The organism is Streptomyces sp. NPDC001536 (assembly GCF_042894505.1).
Lineage (GTDB): Bacteria > Actinomycetota > Actinomycetes > Streptomycetales > Streptomycetaceae > Streptomyces.
Genome location: NZ_JBIAVQ010000005.1, coordinates 188,362 through 205,530 on the forward strand (window position 1 = coordinate 188,362; position 17,169 = coordinate 205,530).

15 protein-coding genes are annotated in these 17,169 nt (G+C 70.2%); 9 read left to right on the plus strand and 6 right to left on the minus strand.

Going from position 1 to position 17,169, the window contains the following annotated elements; translation table 11 throughout:
- The first annotated feature begins 31 nt into the window (after positions 1 to 31).
- Genes ACFY0U_RS16355 through ACFY0U_RS16365 form a run of 3 tightly spaced genes read left to right on the plus strand, consistent with a single transcriptional unit; the run spans position 32 to position 2,779 of the window.
- Positions 32 to 955 (plus strand): ABC transporter ATP-binding protein, encoded by a 924-nt coding sequence (locus tag ACFY0U_RS16355; protein WP_388635704.1) that lies wholly within the window; start codon positions 32 to 34, stop codon positions 953 to 955.
- 47 nt (positions 956 to 1,002) lie between these two features.
- On the plus strand, positions 1,003 to 1,719 hold the full coding sequence (locus ACFY0U_RS16360) for an ABC transporter permease (protein ID WP_388636261.1): 717 nt from the start codon (positions 1,003 to 1,005) through the stop codon (positions 1,717 to 1,719).
- 46 nt (positions 1,720 to 1,765) lie between these two features.
- On the plus strand, positions 1,766 to 2,779 hold the full coding sequence (locus tag ACFY0U_RS16365; protein ID WP_388635706.1) for a heme A synthase: 1,014 nt from the start codon (positions 1,766 to 1,768) through the stop codon (positions 2,777 to 2,779).
- Here the strand turns inward: ACFY0U_RS16365 and ACFY0U_RS16370 are convergent.
- Both ACFY0U_RS16370 and ACFY0U_RS16375 read right to left on the minus strand, forming a co-directional pair.
- Positions 2,756 to 3,322: a hypothetical protein gene (locus ACFY0U_RS16370; RefSeq protein ID WP_388635708.1), complete on the minus strand. Its 567-nt coding sequence runs from the start codon at positions 3,320 to 3,322 to the stop codon at positions 2,756 to 2,758. The genes ACFY0U_RS16365 and ACFY0U_RS16370 overlap by 24 nt on opposite strands.
- A 54-nt stretch (positions 3,323 to 3,376) precedes the next feature.
- Positions 3,377 to 4,885 (minus strand): ROK family protein, encoded by a 1,509-nt coding sequence (locus ACFY0U_RS16375; protein WP_388635710.1) that lies wholly within the window; start codon positions 4,883 to 4,885, stop codon positions 3,377 to 3,379.
- Positions 4,886 to 5,168: 283 nt separating this feature from the next.
- Between ACFY0U_RS16375 and ACFY0U_RS16380 the strand changes: the two genes are divergently transcribed.
- A complete protein-coding gene (locus ACFY0U_RS16380; protein ID WP_388635712.1) occupies positions 5,169 to 6,647 on the plus strand; it encodes a hypothetical protein in 1,479 nt (492 codons plus the stop codon).
- A 4-nt stretch (positions 6,648 to 6,651) separates the two neighbouring features.
- Here ACFY0U_RS16380 and ACFY0U_RS16385 read toward each other — a convergent pair whose 3' ends face one another.
- From ACFY0U_RS16385 to ACFY0U_RS16400, 4 genes are all read right to left on the minus strand, one after another.
- Complete coding sequence (locus ACFY0U_RS16385; RefSeq protein WP_388635714.1) at positions 6,652 to 7,389, minus strand: nucleotidyltransferase domain-containing protein; 738 nt, start codon at positions 7,387 to 7,389, stop codon at positions 6,652 to 6,654.
- Positions 7,390 to 7,606: 217 nt separating this feature from the next.
- Positions 7,607 to 8,713: an amidohydrolase family protein gene (locus ACFY0U_RS16390; RefSeq protein WP_388635716.1), complete on the minus strand. Its 1,107-nt coding sequence runs from the start codon at positions 8,711 to 8,713 to the stop codon at positions 7,607 to 7,609.
- 100 nt (positions 8,714 to 8,813) lie between these two features.
- Positions 8,814 to 9,146 (minus strand): hypothetical protein, encoded by a 333-nt coding sequence (locus tag ACFY0U_RS16395; protein ID WP_388635718.1) that lies wholly within the window; start codon positions 9,144 to 9,146, stop codon positions 8,814 to 8,816.
- 69 nt (positions 9,147 to 9,215) lie between these two features.
- The gene (locus tag ACFY0U_RS16400; protein ID WP_388635720.1) at positions 9,216 to 10,169 is read right to left on the minus strand and encodes a heme o synthase; all 954 of its coding nucleotides are present in this window, start codon (positions 10,167 to 10,169) and stop codon (positions 9,216 to 9,218) included.
- A gap of 377 nt (positions 10,170 to 10,546) precedes the next feature.
- On the opposite strand from ACFY0U_RS16400, the gene tkt reads away from it, so the two are divergent.
- From tkt to pgl, 5 genes are read left to right on the plus strand one after another with little or no spacing between them, the layout of a single operon-like run.
- The gene (tkt, locus tag ACFY0U_RS16405) at positions 10,547 to 12,634 is read left to right on the plus strand and encodes a transketolase (protein WP_388635722.1); all 2,088 of its coding nucleotides are present in this window, start codon (positions 10,547 to 10,549) and stop codon (positions 12,632 to 12,634) included.
- Between the two features lie 33 nt (positions 12,635 to 12,667).
- Entirely contained in the window at positions 12,668 to 13,786 is a 1,119-nt protein-coding gene (gene tal / locus ACFY0U_RS16410) for a transaldolase (protein WP_388635724.1), read from the plus strand.
- 4 nt (positions 13,787 to 13,790) lie between these two features.
- The gene (zwf, locus tag ACFY0U_RS16415) at positions 13,791 to 15,314 is read left to right on the plus strand and encodes a glucose-6-phosphate dehydrogenase (RefSeq protein WP_388635726.1); all 1,524 of its coding nucleotides are present in this window, start codon (positions 13,791 to 13,793) and stop codon (positions 15,312 to 15,314) included.
- On the plus strand, positions 15,311 to 16,384 hold the full coding sequence (gene opcA / locus ACFY0U_RS16420; RefSeq protein WP_388635728.1) for a glucose-6-phosphate dehydrogenase assembly protein OpcA: 1,074 nt from the start codon (positions 15,311 to 15,313) through the stop codon (positions 16,382 to 16,384). Before zwf ends, opcA begins: the two co-directional genes overlap by 4 nt.
- Positions 16,381 to 17,163, plus strand: a complete 783-nt coding sequence (gene pgl, locus ACFY0U_RS16425) for a 6-phosphogluconolactonase (protein ID WP_388635730.1) — start codon at positions 16,381 to 16,383, stop codon at positions 17,161 to 17,163. The genes opcA and pgl overlap by 4 nt, the downstream gene beginning before the upstream one ends.
- The last annotated feature ends 6 nt before the right edge of the window (positions 17,164 to 17,169 follow it).

The following is a 17,169-nucleotide window of genomic DNA, read 5'->3' on the forward strand; positions in this document are numbered from 1 at the left end:
GGCGCGCATCGCGTACCTAGACTCTTGAGCCATGCGAAGCGAGCCCGTGGTCCAGGTCCAGGCCCTGGTGAAGCGGTACGGCACGAAGACCGCGGTGAACGGCCTCGACCTGGTGGCCACGGCGGGGGTGACCGCCGTACTCGGTCCCAACGGGGCGGGCAAGACGACCACGGTCGAGACCTGCGAGGGGTATCGCAAGCCGGACTCCGGCACGGTGCGCGTCCTGGGCCTCGACCCGGTCCGGCACTCCGGTGAGCTGCACACCCGGATCGGCGTGATGCTCCAGTCCGGCGGTGTCTACTCGGGTGCGCGGGCGGACGAGATGCTGCGCCATGTCGCCAGGCTGCACGCCCACCCGCTGGACGTGGACGCGCTCATCGAGCGCCTGGGACTGGGCGGTTGCGGCAGGACGACGTACCGCCGGCTGTCGGGCGGCCAGCAGCAGCGGCTCGCCCTCGCGATGGCCGTGGTGGGCCGCCCGGAGCTGGTGTTCCTGGACGAGCCGACCGCCGGGCTCGACCCGCAGGCCCGCCGTGCGACCTGGGACCTGATCCGCGATCTGCGCACCGACGGTGTCTCCGTCATCCTCACCACGCACTACATGGACGAGGCCGAGCAGCTCGCCGACGACGTCGCGATCATCGACGCGGGCAAGGTCATCGCCCAGGGCTCCCCCGAGGAACTGTGCCGAGGCGGCGCCGAGAACACCCTCCGCTTCGCCGGCCGCCCGGGCCTGGACGTGGGCTCGCTGCTGAAGGCCCTCCCGGCCGACTGCACGGCCGCGGAGCTGACGCCGGGCTCCTACCGGGTCGGCGGCAAGGTCGACCCGCAGCTGCTCGCGACGGTGACGTCATGGTGCGCGCAGCACGGGGTGATGCCGGAGCGGATCTCGGTCGAGCGGCACACCCTGGAAGACGTATTCCTGGAGCTGACCGGCAAGGAGCTGCGCTCGTGACCGTGGGTACGTACACCCCGAAGCCCGGGGCGGCACCTTTGCCCCGCATGATCATGGCCCAGGCGGCGCTCGAGACGAAGATGCTCCTGCGCAACGGCGAGCAGCTCCTGCTGACCGTCGTGATCCCCACCCTCCTCCTGGTCCTGTTCAGCTCGGTCGACATCGTCGACACGGGCGCGGGCGAGGCGGTGGACTTCCTGGCCCCCGGCATCCTCGCCCTCGCGGTCATGTCGACGGCCTTCACCGGCCAGGCGATCGCGACGGGCTTCGAGCGCCGCTACGGCGTCCTGAAGCGGCTGGCCGCCTCCCCGCTCCCCCGCTGGGGCCTGATGACGGCCAAGACGGTGTCGGTGCTGGTCACGGAGATCCTCCAGATCGTCCTGCTGACGGTGATCGCCTTCGCCCTGGGCTGGGAGCCGCACGGCAACCCGCTCGCCGTCCTGCTCCTGCTGATCCTGGGCACCGCGGCCTTCTCCGGCCTGGGCCTGCTGATGGCGGGCACCCTGAAGGCGGAGGCCACGCTGGCCGCCGCGAACCTCGTCTTCCTGCTCCTGCTCGTCGGCGGCGGCGTCATCGTGCCCATGGACAAGTTCCCCTCCGGCGCACAGGACGTCCTCGGGCTGCTGCCCATCAACGCCCTGTCCGACGGACTGCGGGACGTGCTCCAGCACGGCGCCGGCATGCCGTGGGGCGACCTGGGGATCCTCGCCGTGTGGGCGGTCGCGGGGCTGGCCGCGGCGGGCCGGTTCTTCCGTTGGGAGTAGGTCCGTGCCGGACCCTCGTGAAAGCGTGCACAAGCGGCGGCCTACGATGGGACGCGTGCCGAACCTGACCCCCGCCGACGCCGCAGCCGCCGTGCGCAACCCGCTCGCCTTCATCGCCGCACGCTGGACCCCGGACCCCCGGACCGTACAGCGGGCGGCCCTCGCCGCACTCGTCATGTCGGTGGTCATCGTGGTCACCGGTGGCGCGGTGCGGCTCACCGGTTCGGGCCTCGGCTGCCCGACCTGGCCCAAGTGCACCGACGACTCGCTGACCACCACGAGCGCCATGGGCGTGCACGGGGTGATCGAGTTCGGCAACCGCATGCTGACGTACGTGCTGTGCGCCGCCGTCGGCTGGGCGATCATCGCCGCACGCTCCGAGAAGCCCTACCGGCGTGGCCTCACCCGGCTGGGCTGGGCACAGTTCTGGGTCGTGATGGGCAACGCGATCCTCGGCGGGATCGTGGTGCTGGTCGGCCTCAACCCGTACACGGTCGCCGCGCACTTCCTGCTGTCGACGGCGCTGATCGCGGTGGCCACGGTGATGTGGCAGCGCACCCGGGAGGGCGACGGGCAGGCGCGTCCGCTGGTCGGCAAGTCGGTGCAGCAGCTGGTGTGGTTCCTGGTCGCCGCGTCCGTGCTGCTGATCGCGGTGGGCACGGTGGTGACCGGGTCGGGACCGCACGCGGGTGACTCCAGCGAGGTCGAGCGGATGCCGCTGGACTGGGAGACGGTCAGCAAGCTGCACGCCGTGCTGGCCTGGATCGTGGTGACGCTGACGTTCGCCCTGTGGTTCGTCCTCAAGGCGGTCGACGCCCCGAAGGGCCCCCTGCACCGCACCCGTGACCTCTTCCTGGTCCTGCTCGCCCAGGGTGTCATCGGCTACGTCCAGTACTTCACCGATCTGCCCGAGGTCCTGGTCGGCCTGCACATGTTCGGCTCCTGCCTGGTGTGGATCGCGGTCCTGCGGGTGCTGCTGGCGCTGCGGGAGCGGCCCGAGACGGACACCGAGGTGCCGCTCCCGGCGCAGGCCACGTCATCGCTCGCCGCCGGGATCTGACCCGCCGTCCCGGGCGGGGATCCGGTCGGCGCTCCGCTCGGCGGGGGCCAGGAGGGTCTCGAACACCGCGAGCAGCTTCTCCACGGTCTGGCGCGAGAACATGCCGACCAGCGCGGCCGCCGCGGCCACCCCATAGGGATTGATGTCGCTCGACGAGGCCAGGGTGGTCGTCAGCCCGCCCCGCAGCACGAGATAGACGACGAGCGCCAGCGCCGATCCGACGAACGGCTCCACGGCGTACATCAGCACCCAGCTGCGGCGCAGCAGCCGGTTGCCCACGTACTCGTAGAGCGAGCGCAGGGTGTGGATCAGCGCGCCGACTGCCCCCGTCGCCAGGATGACGACGAACAGCCTGGTCTCGCGGGTCAGGCTCGGCGACCAGAACAGGACGCGTACGCGGGCGGCCGGTTCGGGGCCGGTCGCGGTGGGGTCCGGTGGGGGCGGCCACATCTGGACCAGGACGACGCCGAGCGTGACGGTCAACAGCAGCAGGAAGACGGCGAGTACGAGGATGTCCCTCGTGCTCGCGTCGCTCTCCCCCACCCTGGACGGCGTCCGCGGCTCCGGCCGCGGCGGTTCCTCCCCCACCGGCCGTGCCTACTTCCGCGTCAGCTGTCGCAGGGCGGCCACGGCGGCGGCGCGGGCGCCGGACGCGTCGCCGTAGGGCTTGGTGGTGAGGGTGACGGCCTTGCCCTCCGTCGAGAACACCTGGCTCGTCACCGTCTCCTGGACCTTGGCCATGAAGAGCGCCGCGGAGTCCGAGTCGTCCGGGCACACGAGCCCGGGGGGCCCGTACAGGACGATCCGCTCGGGGTCCGTGAAGTTGACGAGCGCGGACAGACCGGTGCCGAGGGCCGCACCGGCGTGTTCCAGTACGTCCTCGACCTGCTTGCTCCATGCCGTCGACAGCAGCGCGAGCACCGCGTCCAGGTCCCGGACCGGCAGGGCGGTCAGCTCGCGGACCCGGCGGGCGATGGCGTCGACACCGACCACGCTCTCCAGACAGCCCCGGTTGCCGCAGCTGCACTGGGGTCCGTCCGGCTCGACCACCACGTGCCCGATCTCCCCGGCGGCGCCCGTGGCACCGTGCAGGATCCTGCCGTCGGCGACGATGCCCGCGCCGACACCGTGGTCGAGGAGGACGACGGCCGAGTGACGGTGGCCCCGGGTCTCCCCGAGGGCCGCTTCGGCCAGGGCCAGCGCGTTCGCGTCGTTCTCCAGGATCGTCGGCAGTCCGGTCGCCTCCCGGAGCGGTGCGGCCAGGGTCAGGCCCGACCAGCCCACACCCGCCGCGTAGTTGGGCGCCTTGACCACCTCGCCCCGGTCGGCGCTGACATGGGCGCCGATCTCGATGCCGAGCCCGGTCCGGTGGACGCCGGCCTTGCCGCCGACGGCCGGGGCCCGGTCCATCAGCTCCGCCACGAAGTCCGCGAGGACCGTGACCGCCTCGCGCTCGCTCTCCACCGCTTCCAGCTCGTGGTCGGCGCGGGCGAGGGTGGTGCCGGACGCGTCGATCACGGCGCCGGTCAGCCGGCTCGGCCGCACCTTGACGCCGACGAAGTAGTCGAGATCCCGCGCCTCCCGATCCTGCGGAGCGGGCGTGGCGGGCTCCTGGGGCTGCGGCAGCAGCCCGGTCTCCTCCAGGTAGTGCATGCCGCGCGGGGTGACGTCCCAGGAGTTGTGCCGCCACTGGCGGCTGCGCCAGGCGACGCCGGAGGCCAGCATGCGCCTGCCGATCCGGCTGACCTCGGTGACGTCCACGTCCAGCCGCTCGGCCAGCGTCTCGTTGTTCAGGCCCGGTTCCCGGGCGATCTCCACGAGGAACCGGGCGGCATGGCTCCGCGGATCGAGGGAGAGCTGCAGTCCGGAGGGCAGCCTGCGCAGGCTCCAGTACGTCACGTCGATCAGACCGAGGAGGCGTCCGCGCTGCTCCGCACGTATGTCGGCGCCGTCGCGGACATACCTTCCGTACAGCCAGCGCAGACCGTTGTGGGCGGCTTCCAGCGCAGGCTCGTCAGCGGCCAGCGAGGCGTCCGTGATCAGCATCCCCAGCGCGGTGAAGCGGCCTTCGGGGATCTCCTTCTCCGACTTCATCGCGTCGACCATGCTCTGCACCTCGGTCAACCGATCACGCCGGACCGCCGGTTCCCGATCCTTGCGACGACGTACATCCGCCATGACACACCCCTCTATGGATCTCTCCTCGAGCTGGGACAAGACGCTCCCAATTCACCATCCTCCGATGTCAAGTGACTGTCAAGTGACGTCTCCATGATTTACCCGGGCGCATCGGGAAGCCCTTTACGGAAGCCGCACTCTGTAAAACACCGCCCGCATATGCAATGTGGCTCGTTAATATCTGGTTAAGCGCTACGGACCAGGGGGAACCATGAGCGCAAAAGAAGACGGGGGCGCCCATCTCCATTCGATCAATGGGCTCGAATTGCCGTCGGATCCGGCCGATCTGTTCGTCACTCTGTACGACGCGCTGCCGGACACCCACTTCCGCGGAGCCGAGGCGAGGGGCTGGCGCCGCGACGGGGACACCCAGCGGCTCGCCGACGAGGTCTATCTGGACGTCTTGGACCACGGGGACGCCGACACCTGGCTGACCAGGGAGATCATCGCGCGGCACGGCGCCCGCGGGATGTTCGCCGTGCTCACGGGGCTCGACCTGGCGCTCAACATGGCCAACCCCTTCGGTCAGACCTTCGACGCGAGGACCGTGGCGTGGCTCACCGACCGCTACAGCCTGCACGGCTGTCTGAACGACCCGCTCGGCCGCACGACGGGATTACTGCTGCCCCGCTGCGCCTGGCCGGGGACACTGCACACCCGCCCGACGCGCAAAGCGGAGTTCTTCAAGGTGCATCGCGTTCCGCAGGACATGTGCGACAGGGTCGAACACGCCTGTCTGATCCCACGCAATGGCGCGCACTTCTCGGGAAAGGAAGCGATTTCCGTCGGTGCCGTTCCTTTGATGGAACAACTGAACGAGCAGCCGTTCGAATTCCGCGAGGAAGCGGATCAGGGTCTGTATCGAATACGGATCAACGACAGGCCGTTGTACGAACGTCTCGACAAAACAATGCGCAATCTCGAACAGTCCGGTGCCAAGATCGCCATTCTGCCGGAATACGCACTCTCCGCGGGCCTGCTGGACCACTGGCGGACCCTGCTGGACACGGAACCGCGCCCCGGCAGCGCCCTTCAGTGGCTCCTGCTGGGCAGCGGACCCGTCGGGGACGAGAAACCGCCCCCGAACCGGGCGATCCTGATCGACCGCTTCACCGGCGAGACACTGCTCGAACACGACAAGACGGCCGGCTTCACCCTGGCCGCCGGTCAGGCGGCCGACTGGGAGCTGCCCAACCGGCCGACCGTCGAGCCGGTGGACGAGGACATCACCCTCGGCGACAAGGTCACCGTCCTGGAGACCTCCCTCGGCCGGATCGCCGTGCTGATCTGCGAGGACATCAAGCAGTCGACCGACTGGGAAGCACCCCTGCGGGCGTTCGGGGTCTCCCATCTGTTCGTCCCGATCCTCTCCACCCCGATCAGCAAGGAGCTCTTCCGCTGGGAGGAGCAGACGGGCCACCGCTGCGTCGACGTGCTCGGCACCTGGGTCGTCTTCTCCAACAGCCTCGCCCTCGGCGAACACCTGCGGCACCGCTTCGACCCGGACGACTACTTCAACTGCCTCGTCCTCGGACCGCGCTCCCGCCGGCCGCAGACCTACGCCAACCACTACGCCCAGTTCGGGCGTTCGGCGGACGGGGCCGGGCTCGCGCACGTGGTCCACGACGGGGACAGGACGTACGAGGACAGGGGGCCGCTCCCCGGCATCCACCGCGGTTCGGCCGAGTAGCCGGTCAGCCGTACGCCGCGACCAGTCCGTCGATCGCCGGTCCCAGGTAGCCCCGGGTCAGCTCACCCCTGCGCGCCGTCCACTCCTCGGTGGGCGGCGCGGGGTCCTCGTACCGCCGTCGCCTGATGTCCTCCACCACCTCGATGGGCGCCCCCAGCTCCGGCAGCAGCTCCAGCGCCTCCCGCTTGGTGAGGAGCCGTCCGTCGCGCAGGGTGGCGGTCGCCCGGGCGAAGGTCGTCAGGCCGACGTCGACCCAGGGGGCCTGCCGCCAGCGTTCCGCCTTCGCCAGCTTGGGCCGCCAGAAGTCACGCTGGTCGCGTACGACGAACTCGTCGAGTTCGAGGTCCAGCACCGGCGGCAGCAGTCCCGCCGGGTCCTTCCCGTGCAGCACCCGCCCGAAGGTGTGCAGTTCACGCCGGGTCACCGGGGTCACGGGCCGCTTGAACAGCTGTTCGTGCGCCCAGGTCAGGTGCGGCCGGGCGGAGTTCTCCACGGCGTCCGGCGTCAGATACGTGCAGTGCAGCTGCGCGGCGAGCGGCTCGCCCCGCAGCCGTGCGTGCGCCTTCGCCAGCCGCCAGGTCGTGCGGGGCGAGATCGGACGGTCCAGTACGGCGATCAGGTCCAGGTCGCTGCGGCCCTCCTGGTAGTCGCCGCCGGCGAGGGAGCCATGGGCCCAGACGGCGAGCGGCGCGAGGGGTTCGAGGCCGGTGAGGAAACGGTCGAGTAAGGCATCGGTCTGCATACGCCCATCCTGTACAAGCCGCCCCACCCGCACACCCCCCACGCACCCCACACCGGCACACCCCACGCTCGCCTCCACACGGGCCACTCCACACCTGCCGCCACACCGGCCACTCCACGCCCGCAGCCACATCGGCACACGACACACCCACCTCCACACCGGCGCACCCCACACCCGCCTCCACACCAGCTCACCCCACACCCACCCCCTGACCGCCTCACTCCAGCCCGTACACCCGGCGCGCGTTCCCCGCCGCGATGAGCCCCGCGACCCGCTGCGCGTCCGCCAGCGACCACGCCCCCTCGGCGACCCAGTTGCCCAGCACCCGGGCCAGCGCCTCGCGGAACAGCCGCGCGCCGACGACATGCAGTTCGGGCAGGCCCTGGGCGCCGCTGGAGAAGAGGATCTTGCCGAAGGGGGCGAGTTCGAGGATCTCCGCCAGGACGGTCGCCGCGCGGGCACCCGTACGTACCAGAGCGGCGCCCGAGTCGGCGTACACATGCGGGAAGACGCCGGCGAGATGGGCGGCATGGCGGTGGTACGGATAGCCGTGCAGCAGGATCAGGTCGGTGCCGAGCCCGGCGGTCGCCCGGACGAAGTCCGTGAGCAGGACCGGGTCCGTACGGTCGATCCGCAGCCCCGGCTCACCGAGCCCGGCGTGCAGCTGGAGCGGCAGCCCCGAGGCGACCGCGATCCACAGCAGGTGTCGTAGCAGAACCGGATCGGACAGCTCGCCGCCCACCCGGCGCCCCGCCAGCCAGCGGCCGGCCGCGCCCCGCACCTCCCCCGGCCCCGGCGGCTCGGGCGCCAGCGCCAGTCCGTGCCGTACCCCCGCCACCGAGGTGAAGGCGACCGCGCCGACCGCCGCCCCGTGCACCGACTCGGCGAGATTGGCGAGGAAGGACTCGACCGTGCCGGAGGTGTCGGCGACCTGTTCGGCGAGGAGTTCGAGCCGCACGATCTCGCGGGCCTCGGCGGCCGACGCCGCGGCCATCTCGCCGGGGCCGGTCAGATCGCCGGGCAGGCCGGTGTCGACGAGGTACGTCGTGATGCCGCTGCCCCGCAGCAGCCGGCGGCCCGCCTCCAGTACGCCGAGTTCACGACGCCGGGCGAGATAGCGGGCGGGCGGGCAGTGCGGTTCCAGACCGAGGAGCGGGGGGCACAGACGCCGTACGGCGAAACCGGTCTGGGTGTCGAAGAGGGTCGTACCGGGGGCGGGCGGCCCCTCGGTACGGGCCAACTGGGCCTCGAAGGTGCCGAGGCCCAGCTCGGTTCTCAGTACGCCGTGGCAGTACTGGTCCACGAGGGACGGCGTTTCGATCATCCGGGCTCCCGTGGCTGGACCGTGTCCTTGCTACGGGGCCTAACGGGTGAACGGGGTGTCAGGTGTTGCTGTCGCACACCCGGTGTGAAACCCGTGTGCGTCAGCCGTTCTTCGGGCCGCCCACCTGGATGCCCGCCATGCGGGTCCACTCGTACGGACCCGTGCGCACCTTCGCGGCGAACTCGCCGTCGAAGTCCTCGTGGACGGTGATGCCGGCCTTCTCGACCGCCTTCTGGGCGATCTCGACGGTGGGGGCCACCAGGTTGCCCCACTCGCCGTCCTCGCCGACGAGGGCGATGCGGGCGCCGCGGTCACCCAGGTAGGCCACCTGGCCCTCGGCGCCGCCGTGTGCCTTGGAGAAGGCGCTGATCTGCTTGGCGAGCTTGGCCGCCGTACGGTCGGCCTTCGCGTCAACCTGCTGCGTGTCTGCCATGGCCAGGATGCTACCGACGGGTAGATCAATCGGCGACGCCCGGGGGGCGTGACCCTTGCCTCAGCGCGTCTAGCGCAGGAAGGGGTCCACCGCGACGGCGAGGAAGAGGATCGACACGTACGTGATCGACCAGTGGAACAGCCGCATCTCCTTGAGCTTGCCGCCCGTCACCTCGGCCTTGGCCCGGTTCTGGAGCCCGTGCGCCTCCCACAGCCAGAAGCCGCCGGCCAGCAGCGCCACCAGGGTGTAGAACCAGCCCGTGTAGCCGAGAGGGGTGAGGAGCAGGGAGACCGCGACCATGACCCAGCTGTAGATCACGATCTGCTTGGCGACCACCTTGTTGGAGGCGACCACCGGCAGCATGGGCACACCCACGCGCGCGTAGTCCTCTTTCACCTTCATGGACAGCGGCCAGTAGTGCGGCGGCGTCCAGAAGAACATGACGAGGAAGAGGATGACCGGCGCCCACGACAGGGAGTTCGTGACGGACGACCAGCCGATCAGCACCGGGAGGCAGCCGGCGATGCCGCCCCACACGATGTTCTGCGACGTACGCCGCTTGAGGATCATCGTGTAGACGACGACGTAGAAGAGCAGCGCTCCGAGGGACAGCCAGGCGGACAGCCAGTTGACGGTCAGGCCGAACAGGAGCGTGGAGACGACCGCGAGGGTGATGCCGAAGGCGAGGCACTCGCGCGGCGACACCATGCCGGTGACCAGCGGTCTCTGCGACGTGCGGTCCATCAGCGCGTCGATGTCGCGGTCGATGTACATGTTCAGCGCGTTGGCGCCGCCCGCGGAGAGGTAGCCGCCCAGGCAGGTGAGAAGCACCAGCGTCAGATCGGGCACCCCCTGCTCGGCGAGGAACATCACCGGGACCGTGGTGATCAGCAGCAGTTCGATGATCCGGGGCTTGGTCAGCGCCACGAATGCCTTGACACGGGCCCCGAACGGCCGGTGACTCGAGCTCTTGCTCTCCCCCAGCACCCCGGCTGGACGGGATTCGACGGCCGTCACGCACACCCCTACAGAGACATCCCAGCAAACCCCTCCCGTGTGAAGTCCCGGTAAAGGCTCGCGCGTACCACGCCACTGTAGACGTTGCCCATACCCCGACATTCGCGGGGGTGGGGTCGTGTTGGGCAGCACCCCCTTAAGAGGGGACCGGCACCCCCGGAAGAGCTGATCGACACTCGGTTGAGCACTCGAACGAGCGCGTCCGTATTCAGTTGCCGAATGGCGAATCGGCCCAGTCAGGAGGCGGATCGTCGCGACTCCCGGCAGTCTGGAATGACGCGAAAAAACGCACGTACTTACGGGGGTAGGCTCGACAACGGCCGGGGCGCCCCGTGCACCGGCATTCGACATGCGTGACATGTGGAGAGGAGCCCTGACCCAGGGTGAGCACCAAGCCGACCACCACAGACCTCGAGTGGACCGAGTTGGACCAGCGGGCCGTCGACATCGCCCGCGTCCTGGCCGCCGACGCCGTACAGAAGGTCGGCAACGGCCATCCCGGTACGGCGATGAGCCTGGCTCCCGCCGCCTACACCCTCTTCCAGAAGGTGATGCGGCACGACCCCGCCGACCCCGAGTGGGTGGGACGTGACCGCTTCGTGCTGTCCGCGGGCCACTCGTCCCTGACCCTCTACACCCAGCTGTACCTGGCCGGCTTCGGCCTGGAGCTGGACGACCTGAAGGCGTTCCGGACCTGGGGCTCCAAGACCCCCGGTCACCCGGAGTACGGCCACACCAAGGGCGTCGAGACGACGACCGGTCCGCTGGGCCAGGGTGTCGCCAACGCGGTGGGCATGGCGATGGCGGCCCGCTACGAGCGCGGCCTGTTCGACCCGGAGGCCGCCGAGGGCGAGTCCCCGTTCGACCACTTCGTGTACGCGATCGCCGGTGACGGCTGCCTCCAGGAGGGCATCTCCGCCGAGGCGTCCTCGCTGGCCGGCCACCAGAAGCTCGGCAACCTCGTGCTGCTGTGGGACGACAACCACATCTCGATCGAGGGCGACACCGAGACGGCCGTCTCCGAGGACACGGTCAAGCGCTACGAGGCGTACGGCTGGCATGTGCAGCGTGTCGCCCCGAAGCCGGACGGCGACCTCGACCCGCACGCGCTCTACAACGCGATCGAGGCCGCGAAGCTGGTGACGGACAAGCCGTCCTTCATCGCGATGCGCTCGATCATCGCCTGGCCCGCCCCGAACGCGCAGAACACCGAGGCCGCCCACGGCTCGGCGCTCGGCGACGACGAGGTCGCGGCCACCAAGCGCGTCCTCGGCTTCGACCCGGAGCAGAGCTTCGAGGTCTCCGACGAGGTCATCGGCCACACCCGCCAGGCCCTCGACCGTGGCCGCCAGGCCAAGGCCGAGTGGGAGAAGCAGCTCCAGGAGTGGCGCAACAACAACGCCGAGCGTGCCGCCGAGTTCGACCGCATCGTCGCGGGCGAGCTGCCCAAGGGCTGGGAGGACAAGCTCCCGGTCTTCGAGCCCGGCAAGGGTGTCGCCACGCGTGCGGCCTCCGGCAAGGTGCTCCAGGCGCTCGGCGCGGTGATCCCCGAGCTGTGGGGCGGCTCCGCCGACCTGGCCGGCTCGAACAACACCACGATCGACAAGGACAGTTCCTTCCTGCCGGCGGACAACCCGCTGCCGGAGGCGGACCCGTACGGCCGCACGATCCACTTCGGCATCCGCGAGCACTCCATGGCCGCGGAGATGAACGGCATCGCGCTGCACGGCAACACCCGTATCTACGGCGGTACGTTCCTCGTCTTCTCCGACTACATGCGCAACGCGGTGCGCCTGTCCGCGCTGATGCACCTGCCGGTGACGTACGTGTGGACGCACGACTCCATCGGCCTCGGCGAGGACGGCCCGACCCACCAGCCGGTCGAGCACCTCGCCTCGCTGCGCGCCATCCCGGGCCTGAACGTGGTCCGTCCGGCCGACGCCAACGAGACCGCCATCGCCTGGCGCGAGATCCTCAAGCGCTACACGAAGGTCTTCGGCAAGGGCGCCCCCCACGGTCTGGCGCTGACCCGTCAGGGCGTGCCGACGTACGAGTCCAACGAGGACGCGGTCAAGGGCGGCTACGTCCTCTTCGAGGCGTCGAACAACGCCCCTGAGGTCGTCCTCATCGCCACCGGTTCCGAGGTGCACGTCGCCGTCGAGGCGCGCGAGCGGCTGGAGGCCGACGGTGTACCGACCCGCGTCGTGTCCATGCCGTGCGTGGAGTGGTTCGAGGAGCAGGAGCAGGGGTACCGGGACAGCGTCCTGCCGCCGTCGGTGAAGGCGCGTGTCGCGGTGGAGGCCGGTATCGGTCTCACCTGGCACAAGTACGTGGGGGACGCCGGCCGCATCGTTTCCCTGGAGCACTTCGGTGCTTCGGCCGACGGCAAGGTGCTCTTCCAGGAGTTCGGCTTCACTGCGGAGAACGTGGCCGCGAAGGCGCGGGAATCCCTCGCCGCTGCCCAGCGCTGACGCTCATATACGACACGTAGGAGATGTAATTCCATGACAGACGCACTCAAGCGCCTCTCCGAAGAAGGCGTCGCGATCTGGCTGGACGACCTGTCGCGCAAGCGGATCACGTCCGGCAACCTCGCCGAACTGATCGACCAGCAGCACGTCGTGGGCGTCACGACCAACCCGTCGATCTTCCAGAAGGCGATCAGCAGCGGTGACGGTTACGAGCAGCAGCTCGCCGACCTCGCCGCCCGCAAGGTCACCGTCGAAGAGGCGATCCGCATGATCACCACGGCGGACGTCCGTGACGCCGCCGACATCCTGCGCCCGGTCTTCGACGCCACCGGCGGCCAGGACGGCCGCGTGTCGATCGAGGTCGACCCGCGCCTGGCCCACAACACCAAGGCGACCATCGCCGAGGCCAAGCAGCTGGCCTGGCTGGTCGACCGTCCCAACACCCTCATCAAGATCCCGGCCACCAAGGCGGGTCTGCCGGCCATCACCGAGGTGATCGGCAACGGCATCAGCGTCAACGTCACGCTGATCTTCTCGCTGGAGCGCTACCGCGAGGTCATGGACGCGTACCTCGCGGGCCTGGAGAAGGCCAAGGCCAAGGGCCTGGACCTCTCCCTGATCCACTCCGTGGCGTCCTTCTTCGTGTCCCGCGTGGACACCGAGATCGACAAGCGGATCGACGCGCTCGGCACGGACGAGGCCAAGGCCGCCCGCGGCAAGGCCGGCGTCGCCAACGCGCGGCTGGCCTACGAGGCGTACGAAGAGGTCTTCTCCTCTGCTCGCTGGCAGGAGCTGGACAAGGCGCAGGCCAACAAGCAGCGCCCGCTGTGGGCCTCGACCGGCGTGAAGGACCCGGCCTACAAGCCGACCCTCTACGTCGACGAGCTGGTGGCGCCGAACACGGTGAACACCATGCCGGAAGCCACTCTCCAGGCCACCGAGGAGAGCGGCGAGATCCGCGGCAACGCCGTCGCCGGCACCTACGAGCAGTCGCGCGCCGAGATCGACGCGGTCGAGAAGCTCGGGATCTCCTACAACGAGGTCGTGCAGCTGCTGGAGGACGAGGGCGTCGAGAAGTTCGAGGCGTCCTGGAACGACCTGCTCAAGTCGACCGAGGCGGAGCTGGAGCGCCTCGCCCCCTCGGAGGGCTGAAACCTTGTCGAGCAGCAACCCGCTGCGTGACCCCGCCGACCGACGGCTCCCGCGTATCGCGGGGCCGTCGGGCCTGGTCATCTTCGGCGTCACGGGCGATTTGTCCCGGAAGAAGCTCATGCCCGCCGTGTACGACCTCGCGAACCGGGGTCTGCTGCCGCCGGGCTTCTCGCTGGTCGGTTTCGCCCGGCGCGAGTGGCAGAACGAGGACTTCGCGCAGGAGGTCCACGACGCCGTCAAGGAGCACGCTCGTACGCCGTTCCGCGAGGAGGTCTGGCAGCAGCTCATCCAGGGGATGCGCTTCGTCCAGGGCACCTTCGACGACGACGACGCCTTCGAGCGGCTGCGCGGCACCATCGAGGAGCTCGACAAGGCCCAGGGCACGGGCGGCAACTTCGCCTTCTACCTCTCGGTGCCGCCGCGCTCCTTCCCCGTGGTCATCCAGCAGCTGAAGAAGCACGGGCTGGCCGACCAGTCCAGCGGCTCCTGGCGACGCGCGGTCATCGAGAAGCCGTTCGGCCACGACCTGAAGTCGGCCGAGGAGCTCAACAAGGTCGTCCACGAGGTCTTCGGCTCGGACCAGGTCTTCCGCATCGACCACTACCTGGGCAAGGAGACGGTCCAGAACATCCTGGCGCTGCGCTTCGCCAACCAGATGTTCGAGCCGATCTGGAACCGGTCCTTCGTGGACCACGTACAGATCACGATGGCCGAGGACATCGGCATCGGCGGCCGGGCCGGCTACTACGACGGCATCGGCGCCGCCCGTGACGTCATCCAGAACCACCTCCTCCAGCTCATGGCCCTCACCGCCATGGAGGAGCCGTCCTCCTTCGACGCGGACGCGCTGGCCGCCGAGAAGACCAAGGTGCTCGGCGCGGTGAAGCTGCCGAAGGACCTGGGCCGGGACACCGTCCGTGGGCAGTACGCCGAGGGCTGGCAGGGCGGCGAGCAGGCGGTCGGGTACCTCCAGGAGGAGGGCATCGACCCCAAGTCCAAGACGGACACGTACGCCGCGATCAAGCTGGAGGTGGACAACCGCCGCTGGGCGGGCGTGCCCTTCTATCTGAGGACCGGCAAGCGGCTTGGCCGCCGGGTCACCGAGATCGCGGTGGTGTTCCAGCGGGCGCCGCACTCCCCCTTCGACTCGACGGCCACCGAGGAGCTGGGCTCCAACGCGATCGTCATCCGCGTCCAGCCCGACGAGGGCATCACGGTCCGCTTCGGCTCGAAGGTCCCCGGCACCTCCATGGAGATCCGGGACGTGTCGATGGACTTCGCCTACGGCGAGTCCTTCACGGAGTCCTCGCCCGAGGCGTACGAGCGGCTGATCCTCGACGTCCTGCTCGGCGACTCGAACCTCTTCCCGCGCACCGAGGAGGTCGAGCTGTCCTGGAAGATCCTCGACCCGATCGAGGAGTACTGGGACCAGCACGGCAAGCCGGCCCAGTACCCGTCCGGCACCTGGGGTCCGGTCGAGGCGGACGAAATGCTCGCACGAGAGGGACGGAGCTGGCGCCGGCCATGAAGATAGACCTCACCGACACCACGGCCAGCAAGATCAACAAGGCACTGGTCAAGGGCCGCCGCGCCATCGGCACACCGGCCGTCGGCATGGTGCTCACGCTGGTCATCGTCACGGACGAGGAGAACGCCTACGACGCCCTGAAGGCCGCCAACGACGCGTCGCGCGAGCACCCCTCGCGCACGCTCGTGGTCATCAAGCGCGTCTCCCGCACTCCCCGCGACCGCACCCAGTCCCGCCTCGACGCCGAGGTGCGGGTGGGCGCGGACGCGGGCACCGGCGAGACGGTGGTCCTGCGGCTGTACGGCGATGTCGTGAACCACGCCCAGTCGGTCGTCCTGCCGCTGCTGCTGCCCGACGCCCCCGTGGTCGTCTGGTGGCCGGTGGAGGCACCGATCGACCCGGCGAACGACCCGCTGGGCGCCCTGGCCCAGCGCCGGGTCACCGACACCTACGCCTCCGAGCAGCCGGTACGGGATCTCGGCGCCCGCGCCGACACCTACACGCCGGGTGACACCGACCTGTCCTGGACCCGCATCACGCCCTGGCGCTCGATGCTGGCCGCGGCCCTGGACCAGGTCACCGTGGACGTCAAGGCCGTCGAGGTGGAGGGCGAGGAGTTCAACCCGAGCTGCGAGCTCCTCGCGATGTGGCTCGCGGACCGGCTGGACGTCCCGGTGAAGCGCTCGCTGTCGGGCGGCCCCGGTCTCACCGCGGTCCGCATGGACACCAGCCACGGCCCGATCACCCTGGACCGCGCGGACGGCTCGCTCGCGACGCTGTCCATCGAGGGCCAGCCGGACCGCGCGGTGGCGCTCAAGCGGCGGGAGACGGCCGAGCTGATCGCGGAGGAGCTGCGGCGGCTCGACCCGGACGACACGTACGCCTCGGCGCTGCGGTTCGGGGTGGAGAAGCTGAACGCGACTCCGGCTCCGGCGGTCGTCGAGGAGGCTCCCGAGGCGCCCGCCGTTGCTGCGGCTGAGGCTGAGGCTGCGGCTCCGGCTCCGGCTCCGGCGAAGAAGGCGGCCGCGAAGAAGGCCACGGCCTCGTCCCGGAAGGCGGCTGCGAAGTGAGCACTCCGCAGCTGGTCGTGCACCACGACAAGGAGCTGATGGCTCAGGCCGCCGCGGCCCGCCTCATCACGAAGATCATGGACGCGCAGGCCTCCCGGGGCTACGCGTCCGTGGTCCTCACCGGCGGGCGCAACGGCAACGGGCTGCTGGCCGCGCTGGCGGCGGCTCCCGCGCGGGACGCGATCGACTGGGGGCGGCTCGACCTGTGGTGGGGTGACGAGCGGTTCCTGCCCGAGGGCGACCCGGACCGCAATGTCACGCAGGCCCGCGAGGCCCTGCTGGACTCGGTGCCGCTCGACCCGAAGCGGGTGCACGCCATGCCCGCCTCGGACGGGCCGTACGGCGCCGACGTCGACGCCGCCGCGGCGGGTTACGCCGAGGAACTCGCCCGTGCCGCGGGCCCCGAGAACCACGGCGCGGTGCCGACCTTCGACGTCCTCATGCTGGGCGTCGGCCCGGACACCCACGTCGCGTCGCTCTTCCCGGAGCTCCCGGCGGTCCGTGAGACCGAGCGCACGGTGGTCGGCGTCCACGGCGCGCCGAAGCCCCCGCCGACGCGCGTGACCCTGACGCTGCCCGCCATCCGGGCCGCCCGCGAGGTCTGGCTCCTCGCGGCCGGCGAGGACAAGGCCCAGGGCGCGGCCATCGCCCTCTCGGGCGCGGGCGAGATCCAGGCCCCGGCAGCCGGCGCACAGGGCCGCCGGCGCACCCTCTGGCTCCTGGACGCGGCAGCGGCCTCACAACTGCCCCGCTCGCTGTATCCGCCATCGTCGCCCTGAGCGGAC

Bases quoted from the DNA above. Each gene is read 5' to 3' on its own strand.
- opcA (WP_388635728.1), top strand. From the start codon at position 15,311: ATGAAGATAGACCTCACCGACACCACGGCCAGCAAGATCAACAAGGCA.
- ACFY0U_RS16360 (WP_388636261.1), top strand. From the start codon at position 1,003: ATGATCATGGCCCAGGCGGCGCTCGAGACGAAGATGCTCCTGCGCAAC.
- ACFY0U_RS16395 (WP_388635718.1), bottom strand. From the start codon at position 9,146: ATGGCAGACACGCAGCAGGTTGACGCGAAGGCCGACCGTACGGCGGCC.
- ACFY0U_RS16375 (WP_388635710.1), bottom strand. From the start codon at position 4,885: ATGGTCGACGCGATGAAGTCGGAGAAGGAGATCCCCGAAGGCCGCTTC.
- ACFY0U_RS16385 (WP_388635714.1), bottom strand. From the start codon at position 7,389: ATGCAGACCGATGCCTTACTCGACCGTTTCCTCACCGGCCTCGAACCC.
- ACFY0U_RS16365 (WP_388635706.1), top strand. From the start codon at position 1,766: ATGGGACGCGTGCCGAACCTGACCCCCGCCGACGCCGCAGCCGCCGTG.
- ACFY0U_RS16355 (WP_388635704.1), top strand. From the start codon at position 32: ATGCGAAGCGAGCCCGTGGTCCAGGTCCAGGCCCTGGTGAAGCGGTAC.
- ACFY0U_RS16380 (WP_388635712.1), top strand. From the start codon at position 5,169: ATGAGCGCAAAAGAAGACGGGGGCGCCCATCTCCATTCGATCAATGGG.
- tal (WP_388635724.1), top strand. From the start codon at position 12,668: ATGACAGACGCACTCAAGCGCCTCTCCGAAGAAGGCGTCGCGATCTGG.
- ACFY0U_RS16390 (WP_388635716.1), bottom strand. From the start codon at position 8,713: ATGATCGAAACGCCGTCCCTCGTGGACCAGTACTGCCACGGCGTACTG.